The organism is Cupriavidus sp. 05L411, assembly GCF_056398045.1.
Genome location: NZ_JBFTOQ010000044.1, coordinates 38,514 through 56,449 on the forward strand (window position 1 = coordinate 38,514; position 17,936 = coordinate 56,449).

The 17,936-nt window shown below is 60.8% G+C and carries 17 protein-coding genes and 1 pseudogene; 6 read left to right on the forward strand and 12 right to left on the reverse strand.

Features of this window, described 5'->3' with window-relative positions; genetic code table 11:
* Positions 1 to 23: 23 nt before the first annotated feature.
* From AC1DQR_RS32750 to gspG, 7 genes are read right to left on the reverse strand one after another with little or no spacing between them, the layout of a single operon-like run.
* Entirely contained in the window at positions 24 to 635 is a 612-nt protein-coding gene (locus AC1DQR_RS32750; protein ID WP_416050909.1) for a hypothetical protein, read from the reverse strand.
* The gene (locus tag AC1DQR_RS32755; protein WP_416050910.1) at positions 632 to 1,198 is read right to left on the reverse strand and encodes a hypothetical protein; all 567 of its coding nucleotides are present in this window, start codon (positions 1,196 to 1,198) and stop codon (positions 632 to 634) included. Before AC1DQR_RS32755 ends, AC1DQR_RS32750 begins: the two co-directional genes overlap by 4 nt.
* Positions 1,195 to 1,725: a hypothetical protein gene (locus AC1DQR_RS32760; protein WP_416050911.1), complete on the reverse strand. Its 531-nt coding sequence runs from the start codon at positions 1,723 to 1,725 to the stop codon at positions 1,195 to 1,197. The genes AC1DQR_RS32755 and AC1DQR_RS32760 overlap by 4 nt, the downstream gene beginning before the upstream one ends.
* On the reverse strand, positions 1,722 to 2,630 hold the full coding sequence (locus AC1DQR_RS32765; RefSeq protein WP_416050912.1) for a hypothetical protein: 909 nt from the start codon (positions 2,628 to 2,630) through the stop codon (positions 1,722 to 1,724). Before AC1DQR_RS32765 ends, AC1DQR_RS32760 begins: the two co-directional genes overlap by 4 nt.
* Positions 2,611 to 4,314, reverse strand: coding sequence for a GspE/PulE family protein (locus tag AC1DQR_RS32770; RefSeq protein WP_477134489.1), 1,704 nt, complete (start codon positions 4,312 to 4,314; stop codon positions 2,611 to 2,613). The genes AC1DQR_RS32765 and AC1DQR_RS32770 overlap by 20 nt, the downstream gene beginning before the upstream one ends.
* Positions 4,315 to 4,321: 7 nt before the next feature.
* Positions 4,322 to 5,524 carry a type II secretion system F family protein gene (locus AC1DQR_RS32775; RefSeq protein ID WP_416050914.1) on the reverse strand — a complete coding sequence of 401 codons (1,203 nt, stop codon included), beginning with the start codon at positions 5,522 to 5,524 and terminating at the stop codon, positions 4,322 to 4,324.
* Between the two features lie 59 nt (positions 5,525 to 5,583).
* The gene (gspG, locus tag AC1DQR_RS32780) at positions 5,584 to 6,018 is read right to left on the reverse strand and encodes a type II secretion system major pseudopilin GspG (RefSeq protein ID WP_416050915.1); all 435 of its coding nucleotides are present in this window, start codon (positions 6,016 to 6,018) and stop codon (positions 5,584 to 5,586) included.
* A 313-nt stretch (positions 6,019 to 6,331) separates the two neighbouring features.
* On the opposite strand from gspG, the gene AC1DQR_RS32785 reads away from it, so the two are divergent.
* Positions 6,332 to 7,468, forward strand: coding sequence for a PAS domain-containing sensor histidine kinase (locus AC1DQR_RS32785; RefSeq protein WP_477134490.1), 1,137 nt, complete (start codon positions 6,332 to 6,334; stop codon positions 7,466 to 7,468).
* Between the two features lie 121 nt (positions 7,469 to 7,589).
* Here AC1DQR_RS32785 and AC1DQR_RS32790 read toward each other — a convergent pair whose 3' ends face one another.
* Together AC1DQR_RS32790 and AC1DQR_RS32795 are read right to left on the reverse strand one after the other, a co-directional pair.
* Entirely contained in the window at positions 7,590 to 8,420 is an 831-nt protein-coding gene (locus AC1DQR_RS32790; protein ID WP_416050917.1) for a response regulator, read from the reverse strand.
* An 805-nt stretch (positions 8,421 to 9,225) separates the two neighbouring features.
* A complete protein-coding gene (locus AC1DQR_RS32795) occupies positions 9,226 to 9,519 on the reverse strand; it encodes a hypothetical protein (RefSeq protein ID WP_477134491.1) in 294 nt (97 codons plus the stop codon).
* 246 nt (positions 9,520 to 9,765) lie between these two features.
* On the opposite strand from AC1DQR_RS32795, the gene AC1DQR_RS32800 reads away from it, so the two are divergent.
* Complete coding sequence (locus tag AC1DQR_RS32800) at positions 9,766 to 10,749, forward strand: peptidylprolyl isomerase (RefSeq protein ID WP_416050919.1); 984 nt, start codon at positions 9,766 to 9,768, stop codon at positions 10,747 to 10,749.
* Positions 10,750 to 10,834: 85 nt separating this feature from the next.
* On the opposite strand, the gene AC1DQR_RS32805 is transcribed toward AC1DQR_RS32800, so the two are convergent.
* Positions 10,835 to 11,476, reverse strand: a complete 642-nt coding sequence (locus AC1DQR_RS32805; protein WP_416050920.1) for a lytic transglycosylase domain-containing protein — start codon at positions 11,474 to 11,476, stop codon at positions 10,835 to 10,837.
* A gap of 260 nt (positions 11,477 to 11,736) precedes the next feature.
* Here AC1DQR_RS32805 and AC1DQR_RS32810 point away from each other — a divergent pair, with 260 nt between their 5' ends.
* From AC1DQR_RS32810 to AC1DQR_RS32820, 3 genes are all read left to right on the forward strand, one after another.
* The gene (locus AC1DQR_RS32810; RefSeq protein ID WP_477134492.1) at positions 11,737 to 13,092 is read left to right on the forward strand and encodes a cytochrome C; all 1,356 of its coding nucleotides are present in this window, start codon (positions 11,737 to 11,739) and stop codon (positions 13,090 to 13,092) included.
* A 152-nt stretch (positions 13,093 to 13,244) separates the two neighbouring features.
* Positions 13,245 to 13,403 carry a high-potential iron-sulfur protein gene (locus AC1DQR_RS32815; RefSeq protein WP_416053313.1) on the forward strand — a complete coding sequence of 53 codons (159 nt, stop codon included), beginning with the start codon at positions 13,245 to 13,247 and terminating at the stop codon, positions 13,401 to 13,403.
* Between the two features lie 52 nt (positions 13,404 to 13,455).
* Positions 13,456 to 13,953: a TlpA family protein disulfide reductase gene (locus tag AC1DQR_RS32820; protein WP_477134493.1), complete on the forward strand. Its 498-nt coding sequence runs from the start codon at positions 13,456 to 13,458 to the stop codon at positions 13,951 to 13,953.
* A 17-nt stretch (positions 13,954 to 13,970) separates the two neighbouring features.
* On the opposite strand, the gene AC1DQR_RS32825 is transcribed toward AC1DQR_RS32820, so the two are convergent.
* Together AC1DQR_RS32825 and AC1DQR_RS32830 are read right to left on the reverse strand one after the other, a co-directional pair.
* Positions 13,971 to 14,924 carry a TonB-dependent receptor gene (locus AC1DQR_RS32825; RefSeq protein WP_477134494.1) on the reverse strand — a complete coding sequence of 318 codons (954 nt, stop codon included), beginning with the start codon at positions 14,922 to 14,924 and terminating at the stop codon, positions 13,971 to 13,973.
* A 213-nt stretch (positions 14,925 to 15,137) separates the two neighbouring features.
* Entirely contained in the window at positions 15,138 to 17,222 is a 2,085-nt protein-coding gene (locus AC1DQR_RS32830; protein WP_477134495.1) for a Na/Pi cotransporter family protein, read from the reverse strand.
* Positions 17,223 to 17,731: 509 nt separating this feature from the next.
* On the opposite strand from AC1DQR_RS32830, the pseudogene AC1DQR_RS32835 reads away from it, so the two are divergent.
* Positions 17,732 to 17,936 (forward strand): annotated as a pseudogene (locus tag AC1DQR_RS32835) (hypothetical protein); the annotation flags it as partial.

The following is a 17,936-nucleotide window of genomic DNA, read 5'->3' on the forward strand; positions in this document are numbered from 1 at the left end:
TCCGATCTGCACCGGGATTTCATTTACTTTCCTTCGCCCTGGGTGGACATGACCTGTTTCACGTTAAGCGGCAAATAGGTAAAGGTCGCACCTGTTGCCGTGATCGCCTCAAGGCGGTATTGCCCGTCAATCACATCCCCCAGCGATACGATCAACAAACGGTCACCACTGCTCAGGAACATTTGCTCCTTCGAAGCGTCCGCACCCAGCGCGCCAACATAGGCAAACGGCAACGGCGGCGCCGTGGGAGCCGGAGGGGGCTGGGCCGGAGCGGGCGGTGCCGGTGGCGCAGGCGGGGGAAGCCAGGACGAAACGCTGAATGGATCGTGGCCCGTATCTGGCGACAGCGGCGCACGCAACGCCGCAAGCCGTTCGCGCGGCGCGGCCTCGGAAACCGGGCGCGCCGCGGGCTCGCTTGCCGCAGCTTGCGTGCGCCGCGGCGCCCCCGCGATCGAAGCCGGAGGGGCGGCGGGCATGACGCCTGACCTGCTCGGCAGGCTGCGCCCATAGGCAGCCCTGATGGCAGAGGCCACGGCCGGCACGCGGTGCTCCGGCGCCTGGTCCCAACCAATCAATGCGGCGGTCGCCAGGCCCGTGCCGGCAATCAGTATTCTCCTGACCAAAGCGCTGTTCATGGCCGGCTCGTCCGATAGATCAGATCGAAGCGGATACGGGCCTCGAGAACATTCCCGTCCACCGCTGGCCGTTCGACATGAATCTCCTGCAGCGCGGCGTTTGGCACGCTGTTGAGAACGGATGCAACAAAACGGCGAATCGTGCCGTACTGATCCTTGACCGGCAGCACAACCTGGTAGTGCGTGAATCCTGCCCCAGGCTCCGTCACGATCTGGTACTGTGCCGATCCCAGGGTCAGATGGCTATCACGCGCCTGGGAGAAGATCACGGCGATGTCGTTCCCGCTCTCGGCGAAGGTCGTGAACAAGGCCGGCAGCTTGCCCAGGGAGTTCACTTCGGCCGGCGCCCGGCCAGCGTCGCCGGGATATCGTGCTTTCGCAGCACGGGCCTGCCGTGCGCTGTCGAGCAAGCCTCTGGTCTGCGCCTCCACGGTGGGAATCACGCTCCATGTCGCGGCGGCCACACCTAGCGCCAGCGCGCCAAGCAGGCCTGGCACGCCAAATGTGCGCCGCATCTCGAAATGCAGCGTCAACAGCAGATCGGCAAGCCGGTGGGTCGTCATGGCTTTCTCCACACTGCGACGATCTGGAAGCGCACCGGCGTCCCGGGCACGTTGGTCTCGATCAGGTGACCGCTCAACACCGCCTCATGCAGGAGCACGCTGCCCTGCAGATACTTCAGGTAGGCGATCATCCCGTCGGCATCCTTGGCCTCCGCCGTGATGCGGATCTGACTCTGCGCGGGACTTTGATCAATACCGATCAGCGCAACGTCGCGGGCAGGATAATCCTCCACGATGGACAGCAGGCTCTGCCATGGCACGGTAAGCTCGCGCAGGATCGCCTCGCCCTGCTTTTCAGCCAATTTGGCGGCAGGCGTGGGCGCGGTCTTGGGCGGGTGCTTACTGGCGTTCTCTTCGCGCGCTGCTATCCCGAACTGGGTTCGGGCGCGATCATTGTCCTCATACGCGAGCCACAGAGCCCTGGCGCTGAGCAGCAGCATCAATCCCGCCAACATCAGCAGCACGACGCCGCTTGGAGCCAGTGTTGCCGGGCGCCGGCTGAAGTCGATCTTGAGCGGCGGCATCATAGCGCGAACCCCATCAAGCGCAGCGGGGCCGAAGCGCTCGACACGATCTGCTGCAAGCGGCGCACGGTGGCGAACCGTTGCTCGAACGCAGAAGGATCAAGGTCGATCCCGCCCAGATAGATCGTGCAGTCCTCTCGCCGCGTTTTCGAGAACCGTTCGAAGACTTGCTCGGCAATGGCCGCAAGCCGCAATGTATCGGCGACATCGTCGGCAAACAGGCGGTGCGCGCCATAGGCGGCCCAGCGGTTATGGTCAATCAACACGGCGTGCAGTACGGTTTCGGCCACCACCACCAGCATTGAAGCGCTGCCGTCGACGCAATGCCGGGCCCGATTCATCGCCTGAGGCAGCCCGAGCATCAGGCTTTGCACTTCCACACGCGCCGCCGCGCTGACATCGCGGATGCCATCGTGCAGCGATCTCGACAGCGCGCTGGCGAACATCGCTCTGCCGCCCCGCTGCATCACGGTGCGGATCACGATGGCATCGCCATCCAGCCCGAACGTCTCGGCGAAGTAACTCCGGGCGATATCTTCGACCTCCCGCGTGCGCATGGTGCGGAAGTCGCCCCGCAGGATCCCGTGATTGGCCCAGAAATCGTCCAGCACGATGAACGCACGGCGCTTCGATTGCGTCGAGCGTCCAGGAACACCGGGGGCTTGCTCCAATGCCTGACCCAGGACGTCGAGCGCGCCTTGCTCGGAGAAGTGCTGTGCCTCGACCATCGCGATGCTGGCGTGCTCGACGACCGGCGGCAGGGACGACGGCGCGGCGACAACCTTTTCCCCCTGGCGCACGCGCTGCGCCAGGCGCAGCAGATACTGCAGCCTTGTGGGGCGCACCCCGACCGCGGCTGCACAGGTGCCCAGCCCGATTGCGAGGACATCATTCGACGATCGTGACACGATTGATCTCCTCGAGGGTCGTTTCGCCCTTCGCCATCAGACGGACCGCCGCGGTGCGCAGGGTCTCCATCCCGTGGCGCAGCGCCGCGCTCTTGATGCGGCCGAGCGGCGCTCGCTCCGACAGCAGTTCGCGCAGTTCGTCGTTCATCCGCAACGCTTCCGCAATGGCGCGTCGCCCACGATATCCCGAGCCACGGCAGGCGGCGCAGCCGAGCCCCCTGCGGAAGCGAAAGCCCGCTGCCACCTCAGGATCGATCCCGGCACGTGCCAGCGCGTCCGCATCTCCCGCCTCCTCGATCGCACAATCGGCACAGCATTGGCGAACCAGGCGTTGCGCCACCACGCCGTTCAATGCGGACACGAAGCTATAGGGATCGACGTCCATATTGGTGAAGCGGCCGATGACATCGAACACGTTGTTCGCGTGCACGGTCGTAAAGACCTGATGCCCCGTGAGCGCCGCTTGCACGGCGATCTGTGCGGTCTCGGGATCGCGGATTTCGCCGACCATGATCTTGTCGGGATCGTGTCGCAGGATCGAACGCAGCCCCCGGGCGAACGTCAGCCCCTTCGCTTCGTTCACCGGAATCTGGAGGATGTCGCCCAACTGATACTCGACCGGGTCTTCAATCGTCACGATCTTGTCAAGGCCGTCGTTGATTTCGGTCAGGATTGCGTAAAGGGTGGTGGTCTTGCCACTGCCCGTCGGCCCGGTCACGAGCAGCATGCCGTACGGCATCGACGCGACCGAGCGCATGAAACGCATATCAGCCTCCTGGAAGCCGAGCGCCTCGAGCGTCAAGCCACCCGACGCCTGCGATAGCTGGTAGCGATCGAGAATGCGAAGAACGGCATCCTCGCCGAACAGGTTCGGCATGATCGACACGCGAAAATCGATGTCTCGCCCCGCATATTGGGCCTTGAAGCGACCATCCTGCGGCACCCGCCGCTCGGCGATATCGAGTTCCGAGATTACCTTGACGCGCGATAGCACCTGGTCGGCGACGCCTCGTCCTTCCGCCCGGCCGACCACCGTCAGCACACCATCCACGCGGCATTTGATCACCAGGCCGTTCACCCTGCATTCAAGGTGAATATCGCTGGCCTTCATTTTCAATGCGTCGTAGATCGTCGAATTGAGCAGGCGCACGACCGCGCTGTCGTCGCTGCTGATGCCCTGTAGCGTCAGGGCCAGCGCGGACGGATCATTGGTGCGTTGTATCGGGTCATCGAAAGCGAGCGTGTCCAGAGCGCGCACATCCTTTTCACGCGCGGCCAGGTAGGCAGTCAGATCGCCAACACTGGCCAGCGACCAACTGTAGTGCACGGTAGGGCGTGCGCGCATGCGTTGATCGACACAGCTGCGGGTTCGCGTGTCCAGCGGGTCGGCGATCACGAATAGCAGGCCCGTTCCTTGCCGGAAACCTACGCACAGCCTGGTAGCCGCCTCGACAAAGGGAAGGACTTCAAACTCCGGCTCAAGCTGATGCAGCTCACGGATACTGATCGGGACCATCCTGAACTCGGCCGCCAGCTGCGCGAGAACCTCGTCGGCGCCCATGGGCTGTTGTGCAAACAATGCCTCGAGGGCGCGTATCCCGGAGCCGTGGCGCTCGCCGAGCTCGCGCAGGGTGGCTCGGAACTGAACGCTCCCTCTTTCCATATTCGCGCCGTTCGGATCCATGACGTACCTATTGGAGGCTGGAGGCTATTTCAAAAATCGGCAAATACATCAGGACGACAATGCCGCCGATGACCACGCCGATGAAGATCATCATCATTGGCTCGACCAATCGCGAGATCACATCGATGGCCCGTGACACCTTTGCCTCCTGGAATCCGGCAATCTTGTCGAGCACGGGGCCCAGGCCGCCGGTCTTTTCGGCGACGGTCAGCAATCGATAGGTAATCGCGCTTGCCAGCCCGCAATCCTGGAATGCGTCGGACATCTTTCCGCCGTTCCGGATGGTATTCATCGCCGTGGCGAGCGCCACGCGGTCGCCACGGCCGATCAGGCCACGGGCGAGATCGAGTGCCTGGACCACCGGAATGCCGCCATCGACCAGCATCGCCGAGGTTCTGAAGAATTGCGACTGGCGATAGATACGGAAATGCATGCCGATGCCGGGCAACGCAAGGATGCGATCGGCAATCCAGTTGCGCACGCCCTGCCGGCGCAGTACAACGATCGATCCCAGCAGAATCACCGCGAAGCCTGCTACCAGCGAAGACCCGTGCGCGTGGACCAAGCCGCCCCAGGCCATCAGCCATCGCGACAGCAGCGGAAGTTCGCGGCCGCTGTTCTCGAGCAGGTTCGCGAAACGCGGGACGACAAAAGCCAGCAGGAAGAAAACCACAGCCAGGCCAACGGCCATCAGGACGGATGGATAGATGGCTGCGGAAACCACCCGGGCGCGCAATTCTCGCAACGTGGCGCTATTGCGCGAATAGCGCTTCAGGCTTTCGGCAAGGCCGCCAGTTTGTTCGCTGGCCTTTACGCAGGCTATCAGGACGGTCGGGAAGACATGCTCCGCATGCTCGAGCGCGGCGGACAATGCGTGGCCTTCATCCAGTTGCCTTAGCAGTTGCCGGTAGGTTCTTGCCGAAGCATCGCGGCCCTCATTGCTGCCCAGCGTGCGTAAAGCGTCGATCACGCCAACACCGGCGTCCAGCAAAGCGGCCAGCTCTCTTGCAAACAACTCGACGTCGAACTTCGTTACCTGCAGCGTCATCCAGCGGCCAGGCCCGCGCTTGGCGCCAGCGGCTTGCCGAATCGATACCACGCGCAGCCCGCGCGAGCGCGCCGTTGCGGCCGCACTGGCCGGCGAGTCGCTGTCGATGTGGATTGACTGCACCTCGCCGCAGGTATCAAAGACGCGCATCAGGTACTTCACCTCGTTCTCCCTGTCGGGCCATCCGACCAGCGCGCTACCTCTTCGCAGGCAGGGCACGCTTACCAGGACGTGACATCCGCGTTTTCGCCATCGCCTCCAACTTGGCCATCCTTTCCGAAGGAGACCAGATCGTAGTCACCATGCTCGCCTGGCGAGCGGTATTGATAGGGTCTGCCCCATGGATCCAGCGGCACGGCCTTCTCCAGGTAGGGCCCGCTCCAGCGCGGCTCGTTCTGTGGTTTTGCCACCAGGGCTTCGAGCCGCTCTTCCGTGGTCGGGTAGGACCCCACATCCAGTCGATACTGGTCCAGCGCCTTGCCCAAGGAACTGATCTGCGCCTTGGCGATGCTGATGTTTGACTTACCGAGTTGAGCGAAGTACTTTGGTGCAACGAGGCCTGCCAGCAAGCCGATGATGACCAGGACGACCAGCAGCTCCAGCAGCGTGAAGCCCTTGGTTCGACCCCAATTCTTCAGTTGCGTATCGATGCGCATGGAAAACCCCCTGCCCTCGGGACGATCGCCTCGGCCCAACCGCGGCCTTTTTCTCATTCTTGGCTAGCGAGCGATGGGAAAGAAGTAGGGATACCCGCCGAACGGCATGGGTAGAGACCCTCCACATGGCTACGGCAATGAGCCGTATTGGCAATTGGCTTCCCGGGTACATACAATAAGACACACCTGAAGAGGAATGCCCTTAGGCGGCGTCTTCCCGTGTTCCTGGACATCGCCATTGCGTAAGAAGGTGGCTAGCGCTTTCCGTCCATTTCGCGCGGACCGCGGCCGCATCAGCACTTTAGGAGTTCCGATGAGCGCAAGCACTCCCCACGGAGGAGAGCATCTGAAACTGCGTGACGTCACCGAAGCAATGCGCAAGATGATGGCCGCGATCGATTCGAGCAACAGGGTCCTGCGCGCGATAACAGATGTTCACGGTACCGCTCTGGCCATTCTCGCGCCGGGCGGACGGTTTTTGTCGGCGAACAGCAGCGCTGCGGCGATGTTTGGCTATTCGATTGCGGACTTGATAGGCAAGTCGCTTGTCGAACTGGTTCGGGACAGCGATCAGAAACGCGTTAGCGAGGGATTCTCCGGCAGTGCGTCAAGTGCGTTTCACTCCTTTGGCACGGTCTTGCGCGGACGGGGAGGCCGGGACACCGATATCCTGTTGCACAAGCAACCCATTGCGGATAGCGAGGGCAGCTTCAGCGCGTTCCTGGTTGTCTTCGAGGAACCCGTCATTCTGCAAAATGGCAGCATCGAAGCGCTGAGCCGTCCTGAATCGGACCTTCGTCGCCTCTACGCGCACCTGATGATCGGGCAGGAGAAAGAGCGCAAGCGGGTATCCTCCGAGCTCCACGATGGCCTCGGGCAGGCACTGACATTGATCAAGCTGATGGTTGAAGACTCACTGCTGCGCATCGAGCGCGGCAACGTCGAGGAGGCCGTTGCGTTACTTGATACCACGGTACTGCGTATCCGTGAAACCATCGGCGAGGTGCGCCAGATCTGCAACGAGCTGCGCCCCAGGCTGCTGGATGACCTGGGCCTGGCCCCCGCACTGGCATCCCTGTGCAGGCAGGTGGAGCACGGCAGCGGGAAGGTCGTCGTCATCTTCGATTGCCGGGTCAGGGAAGACGAGGTTCCGGACAGTCTCAAAGCAGATATGTACCGAGTGGCCCAGGAGGCAATAAACAACGTCGTGAAGCACGCGGTGGCAACCGAGATCAGGGTGACATTGCAACGCAACGCCAGCGACATCCTGCTAACGATACAAGACAACGGCATCGGCTTCGAGCAGCTTCCCCTTTCGGCCGACGACGCGTCCTTCTCGGGGCTGGGCCTGATCGGGATGCAAGAGCGGGTCGAATCGAATGGCGGGAGTTTCTCGCTCCAGTCAAGCGAGTGCAGCGGAACCCTCGTCTCGGCAACGTGGAGAGCCTGATCCGCCGCGGGACAACGACAACGTCCCTGCATCGGCTTGTGGTCCGGACATGTGCCTCATTGCCACGCAAACTGTGCAAGCTGTGCGGGCGGCCATACGCACGCCGCCCACGCCAACTAACCTACTCTTGAGCGTCGCGACGAGGACAACCAAGCCGATCCTCGTTTCCGGCGGTGCTGCCGGACTGGCCATCCCGAACGGCATCGGCGCTGCTCGCGCTGTCATTGGGCGCTTCATGTGCATGCGTCAGCGGCGGGTCTTCATTGCGATTCGGATCATAGTATCGCTTGGCCAGGGAGGTGATCAGGCCCATATTGATTGCGATCAGAACCAGCCCAGTCAGATTTGTGATCCCTAACTTATGCATCAGACTGGCACGATACTTCTCGATGGTTTTTGGGCTGAGGTTCAGGTATTGCCCAGCCTGCTTATTGGATCGGCCCTCCGCAACGAGCTTCAGGACGCTGCGTTCCCTGGCCGTAAGCACATCCCACGCATTCTTGTTCGAAGCCAAATGGTCATTTCCGCTAACAAACGATTCCACCAGGTTTCCATACATTTCCGAACTCAGATGCTTTTTGCCCTGCATGACGGCATGCATCGCAAAAACCAGGTCTTCGAATGAAGAATCCTTCAAGACGTAGCCATCCACACCAGCGCGCAGCGCCTCCCGGACGTACTCGTCGCTTTGGTGAACAGTGAGCGCAATGATCCGAACGGCCGGCGTTCGGCGTCGGATCGCGGAGATCGCATCGATTCCGTTCATGCCGGGCATCGATAAATCCATCAGGATCAGGTCCGGATTCAATGAGATAGCAAGATGACACGCCTCTCTGCCGTCTTTCGCCTCGCCGACGACATTGAACTCGCCGATGCCGGATACCATCGAGCGTAGCCCGCTTCGTAGAAGATGATGATCTTCGACGATCAGAACATTATATTTTATATTCACTTCCCCCTCCCTTTACCACCCTATTTTATTCTGTTATTCATTTCTGCGATTGGCTGAAATCAACGAGAACCTCCCATAAAGCATGGATCGAAACAATGTGCGGCCGTAAGTGCCGCCGGCATGAAAAAGTGCCCGCCGGGGGACGGGGCACGAAACTGTTCTGCGTCACGCGATCATTCTCGCCATGCGCTTTATCTGAGCGATGCAGGTACGCCCCAGGGTGCCGCCGTAGTACGCACGCGGAGCATTGGCCGGCCAGCACCCACTCGGAATCAAGGGGCCTGACGAGGAGCCGCTCCCATAACGCCTGGTGGCCAGATGGAGATGGCTTCGGCTCGATTCTCCGCTGGCATGGAGATATCGCGGCAGGTCGGTGCAGCCCTCCCAGCGCTTGCTCATCATGACCTCTCCCGGCTGGTCTTCGCGTTTCGTAACTTTCTGTAATATAAGGCTAGGAACTAAATTCACGGAGATACACCACCCAGATGGATTAGGGCTGTATTTGGTACAACCCATTCAAACACAAGATTAATGCATTGCCTCGAATACAATAACGTCACTGTTGGCCTACATATAGCCAATGCGGACGTACCATTCACCGGGCCAAACGGCGCTTGTCACGCAATGGCGGGGACACCCGGCACTCTGTGCGACAGGCAACGGTACGCGCCAAGGCGCTAGACGCACCGGGCTAGCCGTCCCTGAAGGCTTGGGTGTTCTGCTTGTGCCGAGAGAGAAAGGCCGGGCCGGAATACCGGCACGACCTGGGCAAGCTGCGCACGCGCCTCGCCATCATCCATCCGGACTACTGCTCCGTCGGATTCTTAGCGCCATCGTCGGCCACGCTGTCGTGGCTCATCGGCTCGTCTTTCATCTGCTGCTCGCTCATGCTGTCCGGGCTCGCCGGCTCGTCCTTCATCGGCTCCGCAGCCATGCCACGGTAGTTCTCCGCATCGCTCTGAGCTCCTTCCTGGGCCGTGACTTCGTGATTCATCAGGCTTTTGATGGCGATGTCGCCAACCGTGTCATCGGCAGCAAGAACGCCTGCGGCTGCGAACACCAAGCTGCAGGCAAGTGCGGCGGCGGTGGGCTTGTTCATGATGGTCTCCCTCAGCGATTCAATAACGGCCCGGGACATCCGGGGGCGAAGCGAGGCGACACCAGTCCCGGGGTTCTATCACTATGCTCGGCCAAGCGGGTAACAAGAACAGTGGTAATCCACGCCAAAAGGCATGGGCAAAATCCCCCAATGCAAGGCGGTGCGGATCACGCCCCCCATCATTCATCGCCTGTACGATGCGGCTCCTTGGTGGGTAGCCCTACCTCATCTGTAGGGTGTTGACCCATGGCGAACGTAACCGGCCACCAGCAAAATGCAAAGGCCAGGAGGAATCAAGCGCCGCGGCGTGCCGCTGCCATCCCTCGACCCACGGCAGCGATCTTGTTGACGACACGCAACCGGGAGATGCAAATGAAAACGAATGCCTTGACCTTCATCGCCGTTTCCATCGCCTTCGCGCTTGGCCAGGCAGCACCCGTTTTCGCTCAGCAGCCCATCAGCAAGGAAAGCGGCAGCTTGCCAACGGACACATTGGCGATCGTGAATGGCGTGGCGATTCCGCTAGCGCGGCTCGGCGACGCCATGCGCGCGGCGCGTCAGCCGGATACGCCCGAGCTGCGCCGGCTGTTCAAGCAGGAACTCATTGCGCGCGAGGTCTTGCGCCAGGGTGCCGAAAAGCAGAACTACGGCATGAAGCCGGCGGTACAGGAAGCGGTCAATGCCAGCAAGGCTGCTGCGGAGACAGAACTCTACTTGCGGGACAACATCCATCCCGAGCCGATCACCGACGCGCAGGTCAACGCGCGCTACCACGAGATCGTTGGCTTGATGGGCGACGAGGAGTATAAGCTGCGGATTCTATCCGTGGCTGACGATGCTACGGCAGCGAAAGTGCTTGAACGATTGCGCTCAGGTGCGGCCTTCGACGCGCTCGTGCGCGAGTACAGCATTGCTTCGAGCAAGGAAGACGGTGGTGAAATGCCATGGGTCAGTTTCAAGACGCCCGCGGCCGAGGGAAAGACGCAAGGTGTGCCGCTAGCGGTCGCGCAGGCCGTGACGCAACTCTCCGCCGGCGGCGTTACGCCCGCGCCGATTGCCGTCGATAACGCTCGCGTGATCGTCAAGCTGGAAGCCAAGCGTGCGACCCAGGTGCCGACATTCGATCAGATGAAGGGCGCAATTCGCCAGCAGTTGCAAGTGCTCGCCCTCAAGAACGCGAGCGCTGGGTTCATCAGTGCCCAGATGCAACGCGCGACGATTCAGCAATAGTGACGGCAGGTGCCTCCGGCTGGCTGGCGGGATGCGAGAAGCGGATTATCAATCGCTCCGAGCGCCATGCGCGCGCACCCGCTGCCTAGGGGCTCCTGCTACTGCTCAAGCGCCGGTAGTGCGCCATCACCATCGGCACGTAGCTTTGCGTTTCCGCATACGCCGGGATGTGATAGCCCGCCCGGATCACCGCATTCTCTCCCGCGTTATACGCCGCCAGTGCCAGCTCAACATCGTCTCTGAACAGATCCAGGAGAAAGCGCAGGTATTTGGCGCCGGCCAACACATTGTCGCGGGGATTGAGGATGTCGCCCGCGGAAAACCGCCTGGCGGTCTCCGGCATCAACTGCATCAGGCCGCGCGCTCCCTTCTTGGACACCGCGTTCGGGTTGTATCCGGATTCGACCACGATCACCGCACTTATCAGCTCCGGTGGCACCCGGGCATCGCGGCTCGCCTCGGCGATGATCTCGGAATACTGAGTGGAGTCCATCGTCGCGGACGCGGCGGCATTGTCCTTTCTTGCGCCCCGCGCTGCCGGCTCGCTAGAGGTGACAACCAGATGCAGCGCAGGATTACCCGGTCTGTCTGTCAGGATGATCGATCCATCGGCACCGACGGCGCCGAATATCTGGGCCCTTGCCACGCACGGGCAAGCCAGGCTCAGTGCGAAGGACGCAATGAGAAAGCCAACGCTCAGCAAGGGCGGCAATACGCGAGCACGCATCTGGATATCCCCCAGGCAGCATTGTGCAGATGAGCAACGAGATGCGGAATGGGTTGGTTCCCTACTGCTGCGGTAGGACATGCCATCGCATCCCGTCTTGCCCCCGCCCGAGGGCGGCGCTCGCGATGCGCGCTATTCCGAGCCAATGGTGGATGCACCCAGACGAGCAGGAGTAGATCTCCCACTTAACGACCGCGCATCGCTGACCTAGAGTTTTCTGTAAGACTGAAGCCGAGCGAATGGCAGATGGGAGAACGGTAATGAAGACCCTCTGTGCTGTCATTAGATGCGCCGCGCTTGCGCTTTGGTTGATCGTCAATTTTGGCTTCATTCCGCGGACCGAAGCCAATCCGCTATTTGCCAGGCAAACCGGCCTGAATTGCGCGTCCTGTCACACGATCTATCCTGAGCTGACACCATTCGGACGGAAATTCAAGCTTGGCGGATACACGCTGGGTGAGCGCGAGAAGGTTCCACTAGCGCTGATGGCGGTCTTTTCGCGCAACTCCATCAACGACAATACCGACAAATCGACCGGCGATAAGCTTTACGGCAAGAACAACGAGTTTGTCGCGGAAGCCATCAGCCTGTTCTCCGGCGGGAAGATCACGGACAACGCCGGCGCTTTCATCCAGTGGACCTACAACAACGTCAGCACCACGGACAACCAGACGTTCGCCGGACATAGTGCGCTCGACAATACGGATCTACGTGTCGTGAAACTGTTCGGGTCGGAAGAAAAGCCAACGATCGTCGGCCTGACATTGCACAACAACCCCACCGTTCAGGACGTTTTCAATACGGCACCGGCCTGGAGCTTTCCGTACTGGAGCCCGAGCATCGCGGCCCCGGGCCGAGGCACACTAACGTTCCTGGAGTCGGGCGCCCGGGTTGCGGGAATTGGTGCCTATGCGCACGTGCTGGACTCCCTATACCTTGAGGCGACCTCATATCAAACGGCGAAAGGGGCACTCTCTGTCTTGCGCGCGGGCACCCCGGATAGTCAAAGAGTTTCACTCTCTGGCGCCAATCCGTACTGGCGAATCGCTTATACCATCGGCAATGAACACCAGAATTTCATGATCGGCCACTTCGGAACGATTGCCTCGGTCGAAGTGCCGGACAGCGGCGGAACACCCGCGGACCGGTTTCGCGATCTTGGCTTCGATGCCCAATACCAGTTCTTCAGCAAGGATGATCGCCACATCATCAGCGCGCAGGCTGCCATGATCAACGAAAAAACCGACTGGCGATCAGGCTTTCCCAACGGGAACAATGACAATCCCAGCTCGACGCTGCGTTCGACCCGAGCGAAGATCACCTATCTGTTCGATCGCACCTATGGCATTACCGCCGGTGCATTCAAGGTGACAGGCGACGCCGATTTCGCCGGGTTTGGCACGACAACAGGCAAGCCGGATACGTCGGGCTATCTCGTCGAGCTGAACTATTGGCCGAAGTTCAAGTTTGCTTGGGACCCGCAAATGAACGTCCGATTTGGTCTTCAATATACAGGCTATACCAAGTTCAATGGTAGTCACTCGAACTACGATTCAACGCTCAGACGCGCAGCCGATAACAACACGCTGTTCTTCTATGCGTGGTTCATGTTCTGAGCCTGTATCAGGGAGGAAACACCGTGAAAAAAATCATACCGTTGTCCCGCCGAAACTTGCTTCGTCGCGGCACCATCATGCTCGGATCCATTGCTCTGATTCCGATCGCGATTCACTCACCGTCCGCCAAGGGCGCTTCCGCGACAAAGGGGATGCTCCACTACCAGGAGAGCCCCAAGGATGGGCAATCGTGCTCCGACTGTAGTTCGTTCAGGCCCTCGACGGCACCGGATTCCGATACTGGAACCTGCAAGATTCTGGAGGGTCCTATCAGTCTTCACGGGTGGTGCATGGCGTTTTCGCGCCGCTGAGTCCGCATCCCGAAGCAAGGCTGCCTTCCGGAGTGCAACGAGGAGTCCGACGATGCGCGCGCTGCTAATGCTGCTGTCCGCCCTGTTGTCAGTTTCGGTGCCGGCTATCGCAGGCGAGCTTAAGGTCGGCGCGCCGGTTCCGGCCTTCGACATCAAGCTCACGGACGGGCGGCACGTAACGCCAGCCACCGCGGCAGGCCGCGTTACGATTGTCAATTTCTGGGCGAGCTGGTGCGCGCCCTGTCGCAAGGAGATGCCCGCGCTTGAGGCGTTCTACGAAAAAAATCACGAACTGGGGGTGGACGTCATCGCTGTCAACATCGACAAGGCCAGCGATCAGGCGGAAGCACTCTCGGTGATGAGATCATTCTCCTTTGCGCTGGCCTTTGTCGGCGATGCTGACGTGACGGCTTTTGGCCGTCTATGGAGAATCCCGGTCACGTTCGTAATCGATCGCAACGGCGTCCTGCAACGGGATGGATGGCACGCTGAGCCAACCATCGATCTGCCGCAGCTTGAGACGCAGGTGATGCCGCTCCTCAAGCCGTAGGGCCCCCGACAGCCAATTCAGAAAACGTAGCGTGTGCCGACTGTTCCCGTCCAGCGTGGGGCCAGCTGCAAGCCGTTGACACGCTGGTAGATCGGCAGCTGCACAAAGGCATAGAGCTTGATGTGCCGGTTCAGGTTGATCGTAACGCCCGGGCTCAGGTACATCAGGGTACCGCCACTATTAGGGGTGTCGGCAGCGTCGCCAAGGTCGCGCTTGGCGACTCGCGTGTTGATCTGTAATTGGGGAGTGACGATATCGAAGCCCACGTATCGCACCCCAAGGTTCGCGGACAGGGACATGCCAGGCTTGTATTGCTCCCGGTAGTCCAGCGGCATCTGCAATAGCACCTGGGCGAAGCCATCGAAGTCCTGGCTGATGGCACCGTAGTAGTACGCGCCCACCAGCAGGTCGGTGGTGCCCGTGCCGAGTTGCACGCCCCGATCCAGCGGAGTCCCTGCAGAGGGCCCGCGATCGAAGCTCTGGTGGAAGGCGCCGGTTGGGAGCTTCAGACCGAGTTGGACGCCCAGGTTCTTGCTCTCGGCCAGGCCCTGGTAACGGCCCACCACACGCACGTCGCCCGGCCCGTTGCCGGACGAGCCGGATACTTCAGTATCGCCGGGGGAGAGCGTGGTGTGTGTCCGGTCCACATAGGGAATCTGGACGTTGACGGCCCAGTCCGGGTTGAAGCTGTAGTCGATACCGAGTGTGGTGTAGCGATTGATAGTGCGTTGCTCGAGTTCACGATCGCTCGGGATCGCGTAATCGCTGCGGTTGACGGCGCCCGTACCGGAGCGCAATTGCGCCTGATTCAGGTAGTCATAACGCAGGTCGAGCCTGAGCCCCGCATCGGCGTAATACCCCTGACTATCCCAATCCGAGCTCAGTGTGCAACCGCAGCTCGCGCACGCAAGCGCCGCCGCGGGAAGGGAGATGACGATGCAGGTCGCACCTGCGCGAAAGATCGGATGCATGAGGCTCTGGGGAAAACCGGAGTGCCGGTGCTTAGCTCGCGACGCACAGGCCCACGGGCGCTATATCTACTAACGAGACTATGCTGGCTCTGGACAGGTCGTCTGTTAGGTTGCGCACATGCAGTGCAAATAGCGCGTTCTGGAGTTCTGTCACGTTGATCGGAAATCGGTTGCTTTTCCCGAGCAATTAGGCAATATGCGACGCCCTCTCGATCATCGATTTTTCAATACAAAAACGATAACCAGGAGAGCGACAAGCGCCGCAAGCCATTTCAAGCTTGCGACCAGCTTGCCGAGCTTCTCCACCAGTACGCCAATGGCATCTGCCTCGGTAGTGTTTATCTGCTCTTGAAGCGACGGCGCCTCGTGCGAACCCTGTTCTTCTTGGAGCCGGCGCAAGCTGACTTTCGCGAGATCCAACGAGAGATGAACAACATATCCGCTTGCGATTTCCGGCGACTCCACGGTGTTGTCGCCCATGCCGGGGTTAAGGAACAGACATGCCTCCCCTGGCAAGGCAGCCAGCCCCTGGTCGGACATGTAAATGTTGCGCAGGCATAGCCCGACCTTAACGGCGGTGAGCCGACCGCTCTCAACGCCCTCGCAAAGCGCTTGCAGGCTGCTTTCGGGCACGTGGCACGACGCCCACCACTGATCCGGCTCCTGCATCTCGCGGTCAGAGCGGTTATAGCCGAGCCTTGCTGTGCCAAGCGGCGCGTCGGAGAAGGCAATGCCAAGCGCTTCTTGCCATTCGCGAAGGCCTTGCTGGTCCGCCACGCCGATTTCGCGGGCTGCGAAGGAGATCTGGACCGTACGCGTTCCGTTCTCGGATTCACCAATAATGGACAAGCGACTGTCGTCGAAGCGCGCGGTCCCGTGGATGTAGGTAGCAAGCGTCGATTGCGTTGCACCTCCGGCGGGCTCTAGTTCTTGGACGACCTGGAGATCCTGCAAGGTGAGCCACAGTGACTTCGCGGGGTAAAACGTCTGCGGCTTGCCAAATGCGCCAACGTGTTCGAGCGTGTAGCCTCGGTGCTCCTTGATTTTGAATCCAACGCTCTCTTCGCCATACGCCGGGTATCTTCTCTGGCTCAAGCGCGGAAGGTCGTTCTCCACGAAATGCTCGGGATCGAGAGACCTCAGGTGCGGCCCGGCCGTGCCATGCAGGCTATCCAGAATGTCGTCACGCTGACCGACCTCCGCGATACGTTTTCGGTCGCGTTCAACCGACGCGTCGCGGGGACCCGACAGCATCTCGCCGAGGGCATCAGCCAGGCGCGCCACGTTGCCGCGCGCCATCATCGGAATCCTCCTCGCAACCGGATCGAGGTGAAGTGGCGGTGATTCGTCGGCGACCTCCACGGGCAGCGGCATTAGCCGCCTTAACAGGTTCGCGTAGACGGAAAGCAACGGCAGGAACAGGCAGGCGAGAGCCAGGTTGAATAGCGTATGAAAATCGGCAACCACACGCGCATTGTCAGGTTCGATCGTGACCATGAACCGGCCTATTGGCCCGAGCGCGGCGAGTGCCACCGCGACGCCGACCGCGCGCATGAGCAGGTTTCCAACGTGTAATCGCCTTGATGGCGGATCGTTCGGCGTGGTCGCGGCCAGCACGGGGTTGATCGCGGTGCCTAGGTTCGCACCCAATACCAGTGCAAAAGCGGTATCCGGCGGGACCACGTTCTTTGCGCAAAGCGCCGTAACGAGCAGAACGATCGCCACGTTCGAATTTGCAGCCCAGGTCAAGCCGACGGCCAGCAGAACATCGACCACCGGTACGGTGGATGCGGCGCCCAGCAGCATGCGAAGACTGGGGGCATCCTCATAATCCGTCATCAACATCAGCAACTGGTTCAGCGCGAGCAGCATCAAGCCCAAACCAATGAACATGCGGCCCAGGTCGTGCGCACGCGTGTTCGATACCTTGCGGAACATCAGCACACCAACCAGGATCAGCGCAGGTGAGACTGCCGCGACCTCAAAGGACAGCGCTTGCACGAGAAACGTCGCGCCGACGTTTGCGCCGAGCATGACGGCAAGAGCGGGAACAAGCCCGGCGAGTCCCTCGGCAGCAAAGCCGGCAGTCATCAGTCCGGTCGCCGTACTGCTTTGCAATATCGCCGTGACACCGATTCCACCGAGGAAGGCGCGGAATCGCCCGCTTAGCGCCCGACCCAGGAGGGACCGAAGGCCGGCGCCGAAGGCGCGCTGTAGACCGGTTTGAACCATTTGGGTGCCCAACAGCAGCAGCGCTATGGAACCAGCGAGATCGATCAGCGTGTACGTAAATGCCATGATTCACAGCCCTCGACGTCAAACAGTTGCCCATGTGACTCTCACCGCTGGCCTTCCGCGTTTCAGCTGAAATCGTGCACCAGTTGAAAAGTGCGCGATCAAACAGTGGGACCAGTCTAACGTGACTTTCTCCAGGAAGCCGAAGTGGAAAAAGAGCAACGATGGCACCGGGAGCTTGCCACGGCGGGAAACACGCTGCCGGGCGTCTTGGAAAGTGCGGGAGCCGGAAACCCGGAGGTCCAGCTTGCGAGCCGGAGCCGCTCGTGCCATTGCGCAGAGCCGGGAACCTCGCTAAGGCACATTGTCAGCGCTGAGCGCTGCCAGCCAGCTGATGCCACAGACGCCAATTCAAAAATTCTGAATAATCTATCCGGATAAGACTGGTCTAACGCACCGATGACTCTCCTATAGTTCGTTACATGGACGGCGCGCACAAACAAAGCAACGTTCTGGCAGTCGCAGCGAACAATCAACGAAATTCAACGAATTTTAAGATACTGGAGAACATCATGACCAAGACCTTCGCCCTCAAGCTCGCTTCCACCCTCGTGCTGTCGCTCGCCGCCATCGGCGCCGCCCAGGCCGCTTCCGCCAAGGACACCCTCGCCGGCGACAAGTACGGCTATGAATTCCGCACCTCGGTCCCCGCCGACAAGTACGGCTACGACTTCCGCGCAACCGACGCCTTCACCGACGGCGCACGCAGCGGCAAGC